The 15,253-nt window shown below is 63.4% G+C and carries 11 protein-coding genes; 10 read left to right on the forward strand and 1 reads right to left on the reverse strand.

The genetic code is table 11. The features are described 5' to 3' along the window. Positions 1-23 precede the first annotated feature (23 nt). From AAHM38_RS06295 to AAHM38_RS06325, 7 genes are all read left to right on the forward strand, one after another. A complete protein-coding gene (locus AAHM38_RS06295; protein WP_116575863.1) occupies positions 24-1,688 on the forward strand; it encodes an acyl CoA:acetate/3-ketoacid CoA transferase in 1,665 nt (554 codons plus the stop codon). Between the two features lie 404 nt (positions 1,689-2,092). Further along, positions 2,093-2,683, forward strand: a complete 591-nt coding sequence (locus AAHM38_RS06300; protein WP_021196492.1) for a TetR/AcrR family transcriptional regulator — start codon at positions 2,093-2,095, stop codon at positions 2,681-2,683. A 51-nt stretch (positions 2,684-2,734) separates the two neighbouring features. Next, positions 2,735-4,522 carry an acyl-CoA dehydrogenase C-terminal domain-containing protein gene (locus AAHM38_RS06305; RefSeq protein ID WP_116575864.1) on the forward strand — a complete coding sequence of 596 codons (1,788 nt, stop codon included), beginning with the start codon at positions 2,735-2,737 and terminating at the stop codon, positions 4,520-4,522. 75 nt (positions 4,523-4,597) lie between these two features. Then, positions 4,598-7,078 (forward strand): 3-hydroxyacyl-CoA dehydrogenase/enoyl-CoA hydratase family protein, encoded by a 2,481-nt coding sequence (locus AAHM38_RS06310; RefSeq protein ID WP_116575865.1) that lies wholly within the window; start codon positions 4,598-4,600, stop codon positions 7,076-7,078. Between the two features lie 33 nt (positions 7,079-7,111). Next, positions 7,112-8,311 (forward strand): acetyl-CoA C-acyltransferase, encoded by a 1,200-nt coding sequence (locus tag AAHM38_RS06315; RefSeq protein ID WP_012761166.1) that lies wholly within the window; start codon positions 7,112-7,114, stop codon positions 8,309-8,311. A gap of 218 nt (positions 8,312-8,529) precedes the next feature. Beyond that, positions 8,530-9,495: a DegV family protein gene (locus AAHM38_RS06320; protein WP_116575866.1), complete on the forward strand. Its 966-nt coding sequence runs from the start codon at positions 8,530-8,532 to the stop codon at positions 9,493-9,495. Between the two features lie 26 nt (positions 9,496-9,521). After that, positions 9,522-10,286, forward strand: coding sequence for an enoyl-CoA hydratase (locus AAHM38_RS06325; RefSeq protein ID WP_116575867.1), 765 nt, complete (start codon positions 9,522-9,524; stop codon positions 10,284-10,286). Positions 10,287-10,349: 63 nt separating this feature from the next. On the opposite strand, the gene AAHM38_RS06330 is transcribed toward AAHM38_RS06325, so the two are convergent. Next, on the reverse strand, positions 10,350-10,787 hold the full coding sequence (locus tag AAHM38_RS06330) for an acyl-CoA thioesterase (protein ID WP_012761169.1): 438 nt from the start codon (positions 10,785-10,787) through the stop codon (positions 10,350-10,352). A gap of 90 nt (positions 10,788-10,877) precedes the next feature. Between AAHM38_RS06330 and AAHM38_RS06335 the strand changes: the two genes are divergently transcribed. The 3 genes from AAHM38_RS06335 to AAHM38_RS06345 all read left to right on the forward strand — a co-directional run bounded on the left by AAHM38_RS06335 (position 10,878) and on the right by AAHM38_RS06345 (position 15,130). After that, a complete protein-coding gene (locus AAHM38_RS06335) occupies positions 10,878-12,716 on the forward strand; it encodes an ABCB family ABC transporter ATP-binding protein/permease (RefSeq protein ID WP_116575868.1) in 1,839 nt (612 codons plus the stop codon). 16 nt (positions 12,717-12,732) lie between these two features. Next, a complete protein-coding gene (locus tag AAHM38_RS06340; RefSeq protein WP_116575869.1) occupies positions 12,733-13,677 on the forward strand; it encodes a LysR substrate-binding domain-containing protein in 945 nt (314 codons plus the stop codon). Positions 13,678-13,828: 151 nt separating this feature from the next. Further along, positions 13,829-15,130, forward strand: a complete 1,302-nt coding sequence (locus AAHM38_RS06345) for a Glu/Leu/Phe/Val family dehydrogenase (protein ID WP_037027574.1) — start codon at positions 13,829-13,831, stop codon at positions 15,128-15,130. Positions 15,131-15,253: the final 123 nt, after the last annotated feature.

The following is a 15,253-nucleotide window of genomic DNA, read 5'->3' on the forward strand; positions in this document are numbered from 1 at the left end:
AGACACTACAAGACGGAGGAGACATGCAAGTCATCACAGCGGATGCGGCCGCGCGGTTGGTGCAGCCAGGGTGGACGGTGGCATGCGCGGGGTTTGTCGGCGCGGGCCATGCAGAGGCGGTCACGCACGCGCTCGAGCGCCGGTTCCTGACCACCGGCGAACCGCGGGACCTTACGCTCGTCTACTCCGCCGGGCAGGGCGATCGCGCCACGCGCGGCGTCAACCACTTCGGCAATCCCGGGATGACGCGCTGTGTTGTCGGTGGGCATTGGCGCTCCGCCACGCGACTCGCGGACATGGCGCTTGCCGAGCAGTGCGATGCATTCAATTTGCCGCAGGGTGTGCTCACGCATCTGTATCGCGCCATCGCAGGCGGCAAGCCCGGCGTGTTGACGAAGATGGGCCTGCACACCTTCGTCGACCCACGCACGGAGCTTGACCCGCGCTACCACGGCGGGGCGATCAATCAGCGCGCCAAGGCGGCGCGGGCGGCCGGTAAGGCGTCGTGGGTTGAGTACGAGCGCTTTCGCGGCGAAGACTATCTCTTTTACCCGAGCTTCCCGCTGCACTGCGTCTTCCTGCGCGGCACCGCTGCCGACCCGCGCGGCAACATCAGCACGCACGAAGAAGCCTTTCATCACGAGCTGCTGGCCATGGCGCAGGCCGCCCGCAACTCGGGCGGCATCGTCATCGCCCATGTGCGCCGGCTCGTTGATCGGCATGACAACCTGCAGGCGATCCACGTGCCCGGCATCCTCGTCGATTACGTGGTCGTTGCCGACGATGAAGCCGAACACCAGATGACCTTCGGCGAAGCGTTCAATCCGACCTATATCCGCCCTTGGCAAGGCGAGGCAATCCAGCTCAAGGAAGACGCCATCGAAGCGAGCGAGGCGCTGGAGGCTAATCACCACGGCGCGCTCGACGCCCGCACGCTGGTGCAACGCCGCGCCGTGCTGGAACTGATCGCGCAGCAACCGCGTGTCGTCAACCTCGGCGTGGGCATGCCCGCGGCCGTCGGCGCCCTGGCTGAACAGGAGGGGGCGCGCGGTTTCACACTGACTGTGGAGGCCGGCCCCATTGGCGGTACGCCGGCAGATGGCCTCAGCTTCGGCGCGTCGGCCTATCCCGAAGCGGTCGTGGATCAGCCCGCGCAGTTCGACTTCTACGAAGGGGGCGGCATCGATCTCGCCATCCTCGGACTGGCGGAATTGGACGGCGCCGGCAACGTCAACGTCAGCCTGTTCGGCGAGGGCGGCGACACCATCGTTGCGGGCGTGGGGGGATTCATCAACATCACGCAGAGCGCGCGCTCCGTCGTGTTCATGGGCACACTCACCGCCGGCGGCCTCCAGGTCGAAGCCGAAGACGGCAAGCTGCGCATCGTGCGCGAAGGGCGGCTCAAGAAGATCGTGCCAGCGGTATCGCACCTCACCTTCAACGGGGAATATGCGGCCCGGTCGGGCATTCCTGTGCGCTACATGACCGAGCGCGCCGTTTTCGAGATGCGCGAGGATGGACGCGGCGGTCGGCGCCTCACGCTCACAGAAATCGCGCCCGGCATCGACCTACAGCGGGACGTACTGGATCAATGCGCCGCGGACGTTGCCGTGGCAGCCGACCTGCGTGAAATGGATGCACGCATCTTTCGCCGTGGCGCCATGCATACCGCCATCACGCCGGTTTGATTTTCCGGCTGTTTATTTACTGATGGGTAGCACTAGAAAATCCGTCAGAAATGCTGCGCCAAGCCCCTCTTATGGGTGCGGCGCACACCGCGCAGATCCTTTACCTGAAAGGGTTTGCAGGATTCGCGCTGCGCCGCGCAAGGTGACGATTCAATGTCGCCATTTAGATGGCGCTTTCTAATAAAACACTTGCCGCTCAAAGGCCCCCTGTAAATAATTGAACGACCGTTCGATTTTGGGCTAGAGTGTTTGCGCAGGCTGGTTTACAGTCCTGCCCGGCACGCAAAAGGCGCCCTGCAGCAAGCCAATTTTCTCGCGTGTCACGCCCCAGAAAAGAACGGAGAGAAATCATCATGCGTCACCCGACCGCTCGTCTCGAATCGAATCACGCAGCAGCTACGCCGATGCGCAAGGGCGAGCTGACACGTGCAGCGATTCTCGATGCCGCGCTGGAACTGGCCTCGCGCGACGGACTGGAAGGATTGACGATCGGTGTGCTCGCGGAGCGCATGCAGATGAGCAAGAGCGGGGTGTTTGCACACTTCGGCTCGCGTGAGGATCTGCAGGTGGAAGTGGTTCGCGAGTATCACAAACGGTTCGAGCAGGAAGTCTTCTACCCGAGCTTGACGGAACCGCGCGGTCTGCCGCGCCTGTGGAGCATGGTGCGACGCTGGATGGAGCGCCGCATTCAGGAAGTGACCACGGGCTGCATCTACATCAGCGGCGCGGTGGAGTACGACGATCGTGCCGAAAGCCCGGTGCGTGACGAACTCGTCAAGAGCGTGACGATCTGGCGTGCGGCATTGGCCCGTGCGATCGCTCAGGCAAAGGAAGAGGGCCACCTGCGTGCAGAAGCGGACCCGCAATTGATGCTCTTCGAGATGTACAGCCTGGAGTTAGGGCTGCATCACGATGCGCGTTTCCTGCGGTTGCCGAACAGCGCCGAACTGGCCATGGTGGCGCTCAACAAACTCATTCAGTCTTACCGAACCTGACGCGGCATCGCACACCTAGCGGTCGCGCAGTACACACCAAGGAGTTGCAAGATGGGTCAATACACCGCACCGCTGCGTGACATGCAGTTTGTTCTCCATGAGCTTCTCGGCGTCGAGAACCACCTGAAGGAGATGCCGCAGCACGCGGAGATCGATGCCGACACCATCAACCAGGTGATCGAAGAAGCCGGCAAGTTCTGCTCTGAAGTCATCTTCCCGCTCAATCAATCCGGCGATCGCGAGGGCTGCACGTACCACGGCGACGGCGTGGTGACTGCACCCAAGGGTTTCAAGGAAGCCTATCAACAGTACGTCGAGGCCGGCTGGCCCTCGCTGGGCTGCGATCCCGAGTACGGTGGCCAGGGTCTGCCCATCCTGATCAACAACGCGCTGTACGAGATGCTGAACTCGGCCAACCAGGCCTGGACGATGTATCCGGGCCTGTCGCATGGCGCCTACGAAGCCTTGCACGCACACGGCACCGATGAGCTCAAGCAGCGGTATCTGCCGAAGCTGGTGTCGGGCGTGTGGACTGGCACGATGTGTCTGACCGAGCCGCATTGCGGCACCGACCTGGGCATCCTGCGCACCAAGGCTGAACCGCTGGCCGATGGCTCGTATGCCATCACGGGCACGAAGATCTTCATCTCGGCGGGCGAGCACGACCTGGCCGAGAACATCATTCACCTGGTGCTGGCACGTCTGCCGGACGCGCCGGGCGGCACGAAGGGCATCTCGCTGTTCGTTGTGCCGAAGTTCATTCCCGATGCCAGCGGCAATCCGGGCGAGCGCAACGGCGTGAAGTGCGGCTCCATCGAACACAAGATGGGCATCCACGGCAACGCCACCTGCGTGATCAACCTGGATGGCGCAAAAGGGTGGATGGTCGGCGAGCCGAACAAGGGCCTGAACGCCATGTTCGTGATGATGAACGCGGCGCGTCTGGGCGTCGGCATGCAGAGCCTGGGCTTGACCGAGGTTGCTTATCAAAACTCCGCAGCCTACGCCAAGGAGCGCCTGCAGATGCGTAGCCTCTCGGGCCCGAAGGCACCGGACAAGCCGGCCGACCCGATCATCGTGCATCCGGATGTGCGCCGCATGCTGCTGACGCAGCGTGCCTTCGCCGAAGGCGGCCGGGCATTCAGCTACTGGATCGCCCTGCAGATCGACCGCGAGCTGTCGCACGAAGACGAGTCCGTGCGCAAGGACGCGGCGGATCTGGTCGCGCTGCTCACCCCGATCGCCAAGGCCTTCCTGAGCGACAACGCATTCATCGCCACCAACGAAGGCATGCAGGTGTTCGGTGGCCACGGCTACATCGCCGAGTGGGGCATGGAGCAATACGTGCGCGACGCCCGCATCAACATGATCTACGAAGGCACGAACACCGTGCAGTCGCTGGACCTGCTGGGTCGCAAGATCCTGGGCGACATGGGCGCCAAGATGAAGAAGTTCGGCAAGCTGGTCCAGGACTTCGTGGAAGCCGAAGGCACCAACGAAGCCATGCAGGAATTCATCAACCCGCTGGCCGACATTGGCGACAAGGTCCAGAAGCTGACCATGGAAATCGGCATGAAGGCCATGGCCAACCCGGATGAAGTCGGCGCTGCCGCTGTGCCGTATCTGCGTGTGGTCGGCCACTTGGTGTTTTCGTACTTCTGGGCCCGCATGGCCAAGATCGCCCTGGAAAAGCAAGACAGCGGCGACTCCTTCTACAAGGTCAAGCTCGCAACGGCGCGCTTCTACTTCGCCAAGCTGCTGCCGGAGACGGCCTCGCAGATCCGCATGGCCCGCGCCGGCGGTGCGACGCTGATGGCTCTCGAAGCCGACCTGTTCTAACAGGCGCACTCACCCGGGGCGACGCACAAAGACCGTCGCCCCGCTCGTCTCTTCCTCACCTCCCGCGAGGACACCATGACCCGCACTGAACTCCCCACCAGCGCGCAGCCGCAGGCCGGCCAGCGTTCCAACTTCCTCGTCCGGCGCGTTGCCGTGCTGGGCGCCGGCGTGATGGGTGCGCAGATTGCCGCGCACCTGATCAACGCCAAGGTTCCTGTCACGCTATTCGACCTGCCCGCCAAGGAAGGCCCCAAGAGCGGCATCGCGCTCAAGGCCATTGAAAACCTGAAGAAGCTGTCGCCGGCGCCGCTGGGCATCAAAGAGGACGCCAACCTCATCCAGGCTGCCAACTACGAAGACGACATCGAGCGCCTGCGCGATTGCGATCTCGTTATCGAAGCGATTGCCGAGCGCATGGACTGGAAGCACGACCTGTACAAGAAGGTCGCGCCGCACATCGCCCCGCATGCGATCTTTGCCTCCAACACGTCGGGTCTGTCGATCACCGAACTGTCGGACGGCTTTGATGCCGAGCTGAAGTCGCGCTTCTGCGGCGTGCACTTCTTCAATCCGCCGCGCTACATGCTCCTGGTCGAGCTGATCCCGACCGCACACACGCGCGGCGACATCCTCGACAAGCTGGAAACGTTCCTGACCTCCGCGCTCGGCAAGGGCGTGGTGCGTGCGAAGGACACGCCCAACTTCATCGCCAACCGCGTCGGCATCTTCTCGATCCTGGCGGTGTTTGCAGAATCAGCCAAGTACGGTATTCCGTTTGACGTGGTGGATGACCTGACGGGTTCGAAGCTGGGCCGTGCCAAGTCGGCGACGTTCCGTACGGCCGACGTGGTGGGCCTGGACACGATGGCGCACGTCATCAAGACGATGCAGGACAATCTGAAGGACGATCCGTTCGCTCCGGTCTACGCCACGCCGCCCGTGCTGGCCAAGCTGGTGGAAGCAGGTGCCCTGGGCCAGAAGACCGGCGCCGGTTTCTACAAGAAGGAAGGCAAGGAAATCAAGGTGCTGGATCCGCAAAGCGGCCAGTACGGCCCGAGCGGCAAGAAGGCCGATGACATCGTCGTGCGCATCCTGAAGAAGGAGCCGGCTGAGCGCCTGAAGCTGCTGCGCGAATCCAACAACCCGCAGGCGCAATTCCTGTGGGCTGTGTTCCGGGACGTATTCCATTACATCGCGGTGTACCTGGAGCAGATTGCGGATTCGGCGGCGGAAGTCGATCTGGCGATCCGTTGGGGCTTCGGCTGGAACAGCGGCCCGTTCGAAGACTGGCAGGAAGCCGGCTGGAAGCAGGTGGCCGAGTGGGTGAAGGAAGACATCGAAGCCGGCAAGGCGCTGTCGGACGCGCCCCTGCCGCAGTGGGTGTTCTCGGGCCCGGTGGCGGACAACGGCGGTGTGCATTCGACGCAGGGTTCGTGGTCGGCGCATCAGGGCACGTTCCTCTCGCGTAGCACGCTGCCGGTGTACGGCCGCCAGGTGTTCCGTGCACCGATCAAGGGTGCGACGACGGTCAACCCGCTCACCTACGGCAAGACTATCGAAGAGACCGATGCCGTGCGCATCTGGGTGGACGACGCGGCCGGTCAGGACGACGTGCTGATCGTTTCGTTCAAGAGCAAGATGAACACGATCGGACCGAGCGTCATCGACGGTCTGACGCGTGCCGTTGATCTGGCCGAAGTGGGCTACAAGGGCCTGGTGGTGTGGCAGCCGACGTCGCTCAAGCTCGGTGCGCCGGGGGGTCCGTTCTCTGCCGGTGCCAATCTGGAAGAAGCCATGCCGGCCTTCATGATGGGCGGCGCCAAGGGCATCGAGCCGTTCGTCAAGAAGTTCCAGGACGGCATGATGCGTGTGAAATACGCCGGCGTGCCCGTTGTGTCCGCGGCGTCGGGCATCGCACTGGGCGGCGGTTGCGAACTGCTGCTGCACTCGGCGAAGCGCGTGGCTGCGTTGGAAACATACATCGGTCTGGTGGAAGTGGGCGTGGGCCTCGTGCCGGCAGGTGGTGGCCTGAAGGAGGCGGCTCTGGCGGCAGCCAAGGCTGCGCAGGCAGCCGGCAGCACGAACATCCTGCAGTTCCTGACCAATCGCTTCCAGGCCGCGGCCATGGCGAAGGTGTCGTCTTCCGCGCTGGACGCGCAGAAGATCGGCTACCTGCAACCGACCGACACGATCGTGTTCAACGTGCACGAATTGCTGCACGTTGCACGCAATGAAGTGCGTGCGCTGTCCGATTCGGGCTACCGCGCACCGCTGCGTCCGGTGGGCATTCCGGTGGCGGGCCGTTCGGGCATCGCCACGATCAAGGCGTCGCTGGTGAACATGCGTGACGGCGGCTTCATCTCGCAGCACGACTTCACGATTGCCTCGCGCATTGCTGAAGCCGTGTGCGGCGGTGATGTCGAAGCCGGCGCCCTGGTGGACGAAGAATGGCTGCTGGCGCTGGAGCGCAAGGCCTTCGTGGATCTGCTCGGCAGCTCCAAGACCCAGGAACGCATCATGGGCATGCTTCAGACCGGCAAGCCGGTGCGCAACTAATTGCCGCGACGACAGAGAGACAGGAGTTTCATCATGACCAAGCAACTGCAAGACGCCTACATCGTCGCCGCGACGCGTTCCCCGATCGGCAAGGCGCCGAAGGGCACGCTCAAGAACCTGCGCCCGGACGATCTGCTGGCGACCATCCTCAAGAGCGCTGTTGCCCAGGTGCCGAACTTGGACCCGGCGCTGATCGAAGACGCCATTGTTGGCTGCGCGATCCCGGAAGCGCAGCAGGGCCTGAACGTGGCGCGTATCGGTGCGCTGCTGGCCGGCTTGCCGAACACGGTGGGCGGTGTCACCGTCAACCGTTTCTGCGCCTCGGGCCTGACCGCTGTGGCGATGGCAGCCGACCGCATCCGCGTGGGTGAATCCGACGTGATGATCGCCGCCGGTGTCGAATCGATGAGCATGGTGCCGATGATGGGCAACTCGCCGTCGATGTCGCCAGACATCTTCACGCGCGACGAGAACGTCGGCATCGCCTACGGCATGGGCCTGACCGCCGAGAAGGTCGCCCAGCAATGGAAGATCTCGCGCGAGGCGCAGGACGCCTTCTCGCTGGCTTCGCACCAGAAGGCGCTGGCCGCGCAGCAAGCCGGCGAGTTCAAGGACGAGATCACCCCGATCGAGATCATCGAGAAGTTCCCGAACCTGGGCACGGGCGCGATCGACATCAAGACCCGCACGATGTCGCTGGATGAAGGCCCGCGTGCCGATACGTCGGTCGAAGGCCTGGGCAAACTGCGCGCCGTGTTCGCCAACAAGGGCAGCGTGACGGCCGGCAACAGCTCCCAGACGTCGGACGGTTCGGGCGCGTTGATCCTGGTGTCGGAGAAGATCCTCAAGCAGTTCAACCTGGTGCCGCTGGCGCGCTTCGTATCGTTTGCGGTGCGCGGCGTGCCGCCGGAGATCATGGGGATCGGCCCGAAGGAAGCGATTCCGGCCGCGCTGAAGGCGGGCGGCCTGACGCAGGACCAGATCGACTGGATCGAGCTGAATGAAGCGTTCGCCGCGCAGTCGCTGGCCGTGATCCAGGACCTGGGCCTGGACACCAGCAAGATCAACCCGCTGGGTGGCGCGATCGCGCTGGGCCACCCGCTGGGCGCCACCGGTGCCATTCGTGCGGCCACGGTGGTGCATGGCCTGCGCCGTCGCAACCAGAAGTACGGCATGGTGACGATGTGCGTCGGCACCGGCATGGGCGCCGCGGGCATTTTCGAACGCATGTGACCCCACGTCAGGGGGAAGGATTAAGTTCTTCCCCCTGCTTGTAAATCGCCCGTCTCAACACGCATGATTGCGCAGGCGCGCGCAGTACTACATCAACAAGCGCGCCGAAGAACGCGGCCGGCATCTAGCCGGCATCGCGACAGAAGCGGAACCATGATTCCGCAACAGAGGAGACACACCACCGGGCCACCGGCGGTGCACCAAGAGGAGGGCGTGCGATGGGCAACACTATCGGCGACACAATCGTATTGACCGACGCGGCATGCGATATGCCACGCTCGATGATCGATCAACTGGGGTTGGGCGTAGTGCCGTTCCGCATTCGTGCGGGCGAATTGTTTGTGGAAGACCGCCGCGACGAGGTGGCGCTTCCGCAGCTCTATCGCAAATACCTCGTCGACAAGCAGGATCACTACGCCGAATCGATTCCGCTGCTCGAGCGCGAAATCGAAGACTTCCTGCTCAAGCACGTGGTCACGCAGCACGATCGGGCCTTGCTGCTGACCATTGCCAGTTCGCGCAGTCATTTCTACAGCCATGCAACTGGTGCGGTGGTAGGCACCACGGCCAAAAGCTTCAAGCCACGCAAGGATGCAGGCCGGTCAGGGCTGTTCGAGTTGACGGTGGTCGATACCGGCGCCATTGGCCCGGGCCAGGCGCTGATGGTGCATGAAGCCGCACGCATGCTGCGGGAAGGCGCAGAGGTACGTGACGTCGTGCACGTGATCGAAAACCGCCTGCGCGACGCCTCGCACGTCTATCTCGTGCCCGACGAGTTGCTGTACATGTACACGCGCGCCAAGCAGAAGGGCGAGAAGAGCATCACTTGGGGCCGCTACATGATGGGGACGGCGTTCAACGTGCGTCCGCTCATCCATATGCACCGGGGCGAGACGGAAGCCATCGCCAAGGTGCGCGGCTCGGAGGAAGGGATTCGCCGCCTGCTTGCGCATACCGAAACCATGATCGCCGAAGAGCGGCTGGCCACGCCCGTGGTGGCGATCACGTATTCCGGTTCGCTCGACACCGTACGCCGCATGGAACCGGTGCAAGCGTTGATGCGAACCGCACAGGACCACGGCGTGGAGGTACTGCTTGCGCCGATGAGCCTGACCGTGGCGTTGAACGTTGGGGCCAACGCGTTCTCCGTCGGTTATCTATCTGACTCTCCTGTGCCGATTTAGGGGCGCAGGTTTTACCTGGAGTTTTCATGTCGATTCGTACCGAGACTGCAGACGGCATCCTGACGCTGACCTTTGACCGCCTGGACCGCAAGAACGCCATCACGGCCGCGATGTATCAAACGCTGGCCGATGCACTGGTGGCCGCCGAAACCGATCCCGTCATCCGCGTGATCGTGCTGGCCGGTCATGAGAGCGTGTTCACGGCGGGCAACGATCTCGAAGACTTCATGAAGAATCCGCCCAAGGACGAGAGCGCCCCTGTGCACCAGTTCCTGCGGGCGATCAGCACAGCGAGCAAGCCATTGATCGCCTCCGTGAGCGGCGCGGCTGTCGGCGTGGGTACGACCATGCTGCTGCATTGCGACCTCGTCTATGCGTCCGAGACGGCCAAGCTGTCGATGCCGTTCGCGCAGCTGGGGCTCTGCCCTGAAGCCGCATCGAGCTTGCTGCTGCCGCAGCTGGCCGGCTACCACCGCGCGGCTGACAAGCTGCTCTTCGGCGAGCCGTTCGATGCGAACGAAGCGCGCGAGCTGGGCCTGGTCAACCGCGTGTTGCCGGCCGGCGAGCTGGATGCGTTCGTGCGCACGCAAGCGCGCAAGCTGACGTTGTTGCCGCCCGCATCGCTGCGGGCCACCAAGCGCCTGATGAAGGAGGGCGCAATGCCGCAGATCGCCGAGCGCATGTCGGTGGAAGGCAAGCAGTTCGGCGAGATGCTGCGTGCCCCGGAGGCGCGCGAGGCGTTCACGGCGTTCTTCGAAAAGCGCCGCCCGGACTTCTCCAAGTTCAACTGAGCGAATCGTTTCCTGCAAAAGAAAACCCGGCGCGAAGCCGGGTTTTTTGTTGGGCCTGACCGTTCAGAGCGGCGGCAGCACGCGCGGCTTGCGGGTCTCGTCGGTCGCCACGTAGGTGAGGGTGGCTTCCGTCACCTTGACGGTGGCGTGCCGGCCGTTGGCGTGCATGCGTTGCGCATAGACTTCCACGTCCACGGTGATTGACGTGCGGCCTGTCTTCACCACGTTGGCGTAGAAGCTCACCAGATCGCCCACGTACACCGGCTGCTTGAAGACGAACGAGTTGACCGCGATCGTCGCCACCCGGCCGTTGGCGCGCACCACGGCGGGAATCGACCCTGCGATATCCACCTGCGACATGATCCAGCCGCCAAACACATCGCCGTGAACGTTGGCGTCGGAGGGCATGGGCATCACGCGCACGGCGGGTTGCTTGTCGGCGGGCAACGTGACGGTTTCAGGTGGGGCTTGGGTATCGGACATGATGATGCAGGGCAGCATTGAAGCAGAGGGAGGGCCCACCAGCGGGGCCAGGGCGCGCGCAGGTGATCGGTGGGAGAATACACAATCCGCCATTTTATTGCACCGCACATGCGCCGCTTTCCCGCCTCTTCCGAACCGCCTCCGCCGGGGGCTGCCCGCGGCGACTGGCGCACCATCAAGAGCCTGCTGCCGTATTTGATGGCCTACAAGTGGCGTGTGGCGCTGGCGTTGTCGTTCCTGATCGCAGCCAAGGTGGCAAACCTTGGGGTGCCGATGGTCATGAAACGGCTGATCGATTCCATGAACGTGTCGCCGTCCGACCCGCGCGCGCTGCTGGTTGTGCCGGTGGGCATCATCATCGGCTACGGGCTGCTGCGGCTGTCGACGTCGCTGTTTTCGGAGCTGCGCGAAATCCTGTTTGCGAAGGTGACCGAGAGTTCTGTGCGCACGCTCGCACTGCAGGTGTTTCGCCATCTGCATGCACTGTCGCTGCGCTTTCACCTTGAGCGCCAAACCGGCGGCATGAGCCGCGACATCGAGCGCGGCACACGCGGCATCCAGTCGCTCATCTCCTATTCGCTGTACAGCATCCTGCCGACGCTGGTGGAAGTGGGCCTTGTCATCACGTATTTCTTCGTGAAGTACGACGTGTGGTTCGCGCTCATCACGTTCTGCGCGCTGGTCAGCTACATCGTCTTTACGGTGACGGTGACGAACTGGCGCACGCACTTCCGTCGCAAGATGAACGAGCTGGATTCGCGCGCCAACCAGAAGGCGATCGATTCGCTGCTCAACTTCGAAACGGTCAAGTACTTCGGCAACGAAGACTACGAAGCACGTCGCTACGACGAGAACCTGAAGCACTACCGCGCCGCGGCCATCCGGTCACAGAACTCGTTGTCGGTGCTGAACTTCGGCCAGCAGTTCATCGTCGCCACGGCGCTCATCCTGATTCTGTATCGCGCCACGCAGGGTGTGGCGGCGGGGCACATGACGCTGGGCGACCTCGTGCTCGTCAACACGCTGATGCTGCAGATCTACATTCCGCTCAACTTCCTGGGCGTGATCTACCGTGAGCTGAAGCAGGCCGTGACCGACATGGACCGCATGTTCAATCTGCTGCAGACCAACCGCGAAGTGGCCGACAAGCCAGACGCCCCGCCGCTGACGGTGCATGCGGGCGAAGTGCGCTTCGCGCATGTCGACTTCAGCTACGAGGCCAATCGCCAGATTCTGTTCGATGTCGATTTTACGATTCCGGCCGGCACGACCACGGCGGTGGTGGGGCAGAGCGGTTCCGGCAAGTCGACGCTGGCGCGCCTGCTGTTCCGTTTCTATGACGTGAAGTCCGGCGCCATCCAGATCGACGGACAGGACTTGCGCGATGTCACGCAATCCAGCGTGCGCGCCGCTATCGGCATCGTTCCGCAAGACACGGTGCTCTTCAACGACAGCATCTACTACAACATCGCCTACGGCCGCCCCGATGCAAGCCGCGAAGAGGTGATCGAAGCCGCCCGCGCGGCGCAGATCCATCACTTTGTCGAATCGCTGCCCGACGGCTACGAGACGCAAGTCGGCGAGCGCGGCCTGAAGCTCTCCGGCGGCGAGAAGCAGCGCGTGGCGATTGCGCGCACCCTGCTCAAGCGGCCACCGATTCTCGTCTTCGATGAAGCGACGTCTGCGCTGGACTCGCGCACCGAGCACGCCATCCAGGAAGAACTGATGCGCCTGGCGCAGAACCACACCACGTTGGTCATCGCGCACCGCTTGTCGACCATCGTGCGTGCGCACCAGATCCTGGTGATGGAGCACGGTCGCATCATCGAGCGCGGCACGCATGAATCGTTGTTGCGTGCGGAAGGTCGTTACGCGCAGATGTGGCGCATGCAGGCGCGCGAGCCGGAGCGCGTCTCCGAAGAAACAGAAGACGCCCGAGCAGGTTGAGGGGAGAGACAACGCGATGGAACTCAAATGGCTGGAAGACTTCATCAGCCTGGCCGAGACGCGCAGCTTTTCGCGCTCGGCCGAATTGCGGCACGTGACGCAGCCGGCGTTTTCGCGGCGCATCCAATCCCTTGAGGCGTGGCTTGGCAATGAGCTGATTGACCGATCAAGCTACCCCACGCGCCTGACCCCCGCCGGCGAGGTCTTCTACGAACAGGCGTTGGCGATGCTCGCCCAGGTAAGCGAGACGCGCGCACTGATGCGCGGCCAGCGTCCGGCCAGCGCGTCGACGATCGACTTTGCCGTGCCGCATACGCTGTCGCTCACGTTCTTCCCCGGCTGGCTTGCACAAGTGGAAGAAAAGATCGGCAAGCTGCAATGCCGCTTGCGCGCGCTCAACGTGCACGATGCCGTGATGACGCTGGTGGAGGGGGGGTGCGATCTCGTGATGGTCTATCACCATGCACGGCAGATGATCCAGCTCGACCCCACGCGCTACGACATGCTGGTGCTTGGCACCGAGCGCCTGTCTCCGTTTTCCAGACCGGATGCAAGCGGGCGGCCGATTTATCGGCTCGTTCCGACCGCACGCAAGCCCATCGCCTACCTGAGCTACACGCCCAACGCTTTTCTCGGGCGCATGGTGGATGTGCTGCTGGAAAACTCGCCGGTGGCGCCGCTGCTTGACAAGTGCTACGAAACCGACATGGCTGAGGCGCTCAAGGTGATGGCGCTGGCCGGCCATGGCGTGGCCTTCCTGCCCGAGAGTGCGGTGCGCGACGACGTGGCAGCCGGACGCCTCGTGCGCGCCGAAGGCAAGGGCGGCGGTACGTTGTCGATCGAGATGGAAATCCGGCTTTACCGCGAGCACCCGCAAAGCGGCGCACACGACCGTCGACACCCCCAGTCCAAGCGGAAACGCGAGCTGATCGACACGTTATGGAGCGCGCTGGCGGCCTGAACGGACACCCGGATTCGAGTAGAGGGTTATGCGTCTGATGCATAACCCGATGTAAAAACGGCATTGGATTTCGTTCTGGCCGGTCCCTAAGCTGGCGGGCATTTTGTGGGACTTGAAGGACCTTACCGAGGTCCAAAAAAGGAAGACAGCCATGTCCAATGTCGCATCTCCGTCGACACTCCAGCACGCCATCCCGTCCTATCTGCCGGCCGACAATCTCGGCCCGTGGGGCATCTATCTGCAGCAGGTCGATCGGGTCACCCCCTATCTCGGCTCGCTCGCACGTTGGGTTGAAACGCTCAAGCGCCCCAAGCGCGCGCTGATCGTCGATGTGCCGATCCAGATGGACGACGGCCGCATCGCCCACTTCGAGGGCTATCGTGTGCAGCACAATACGTCGCGCGGCCCGGGCAAGGGGGGCGTGCGTTTCCACCAGGACGTGACGCTGTCGGAAGTGATGGCGTTGTCTGCCTGGATGTCGGTGAAGAATGCGGCCGTGAATGTGCCGTACGGTGGTGCCAAGGGCGGTATCCGCGTCGACCCGCGCAAGCTGTCTTCCGGTGAACTTGAACGCCTGACGCGCCGCTACACGAGCGAGATCGGCATCATCATCGGTCCGAACAAGGACATTCCGGCTCCGGACGTGAACACCAACGCGCAGATCATGGCGTGGATGATGGACACGTACTCAATGAACGAAGGCTCCACCGCCACTGGCGTGGTGACCGGCAAGCCGATCGCACTGGGCGGCAGCCTGGGCCGTCGCGAGGCGACCGGCCGCGGCGTGTTCGTGGTCGGCAGCGAAGCCGCACGCAATCTCGGCATCGACGTCAAGGGTGCGCGCATTGTGGTGCAGGGCTTCGGGAACGTCGGCAGCGTGGCCGCCAAGCTGTTCCACGACGCCGGCGCCAAGGTCATTGCCGTGCAAGACCACAAGGGCATCGTCTTCAACGGCAACGGCCTGGATGTCGACGCGCTCATCAAGCACGTTGACCACAATGGCAGCGTGGCCGGCTTTGCTGCCGAGACCGTCTCGCAAGACGACTTCTGGGCCCTGGACTGCGAATTCCTGATCCCGGCCGCGCTGGAAGGCCAGATCACCGCCAAGAACGCGCCCCATATCAAGGCAAAGATTGTCGTGGAAGGTGCAAACGGCCCGACGACGCCCGAGGCGGACGACATCCTGCGCGACCGAGGCATCCTGGTCTGCCCGGACGTGATCGCCAACGCCGGCGGCGTGACGGTCAGCTACTTCGAGTGGGTGCAGGATTTCTCGAGCTTCTTCTGGACCGAAGACGAGATCAACCAGCGCCTGGTACGGATCATGCAAGATGCCTTCCGTGGCGTCTGGCAAGTGGCGCAGGACAACAAGGTTACTCTGCGTACGGCGGCGTTCATCATCGCCTGTACGCGGATTCTGCAGGCTCGCCAAGAGCGCGGTCTGTACCCCTGATCGGCAACGCGCTGGTCAATACCGGCGCGGTGCTCCAACAGGGCACCGCACTGGTCTATCGCGTTGCTGCCGATCAGGCGGCCATGCGCGACGGTTGAAGAAAGCCGGTGCTCATGGGGCGAA

Origin of the sequence: Ralstonia sp. OTU4908 (assembly GCF_038440115.1) — a bacterium.
Lineage (GTDB): Bacteria > Pseudomonadota > Gammaproteobacteria > Burkholderiales > Burkholderiaceae > Ralstonia > Ralstonia pickettii.

What these genes read in the sequence shown, in the direction of transcription:
- AAHM38_RS06330 (WP_012761169.1), bottom strand. Translation starts at nt 10,787, where the DNA reads ATGCTGCCCTGCATCATCATGTCCGATACCCAAGCCCCACCTGAAACC.
- AAHM38_RS06335 (WP_116575868.1), top strand. Translation starts at nt 10,878, where the DNA reads ATGCGCCGCTTTCCCGCCTCTTCCGAACCGCCTCCGCCGGGGGCTGCC.
- AAHM38_RS06310 (WP_116575865.1), top strand. Translation starts at nt 4,598, where the DNA reads ATGACCCGCACTGAACTCCCCACCAGCGCGCAGCCGCAGGCCGGCCAG.
- AAHM38_RS06340 (WP_116575869.1), top strand. Translation starts at nt 12,733, where the DNA reads ATGGAACTCAAATGGCTGGAAGACTTCATCAGCCTGGCCGAGACGCGC.
- AAHM38_RS06320 (WP_116575866.1), top strand. Translation starts at nt 8,530, where the DNA reads ATGGGCAACACTATCGGCGACACAATCGTATTGACCGACGCGGCATGC.
- AAHM38_RS06345 (WP_037027574.1), top strand. Translation starts at nt 13,829, where the DNA reads ATGTCCAATGTCGCATCTCCGTCGACACTCCAGCACGCCATCCCGTCC.
- AAHM38_RS06315 (WP_012761166.1), top strand. Translation starts at nt 7,112, where the DNA reads ATGACCAAGCAACTGCAAGACGCCTACATCGTCGCCGCGACGCGTTCC.
- AAHM38_RS06300 (WP_021196492.1), top strand. Translation starts at nt 2,093, where the DNA reads ATGCGCAAGGGCGAGCTGACACGTGCAGCGATTCTCGATGCCGCGCTG.
- AAHM38_RS06295 (WP_116575863.1), top strand. Translation starts at nt 24, where the DNA reads ATGCAAGTCATCACAGCGGATGCGGCCGCGCGGTTGGTGCAGCCAGGG.
- AAHM38_RS06305 (WP_116575864.1), top strand. Translation starts at nt 2,735, where the DNA reads ATGGGTCAATACACCGCACCGCTGCGTGACATGCAGTTTGTTCTCCAT.
- AAHM38_RS06325 (WP_116575867.1), top strand. Translation starts at nt 9,522, where the DNA reads ATGTCGATTCGTACCGAGACTGCAGACGGCATCCTGACGCTGACCTTT.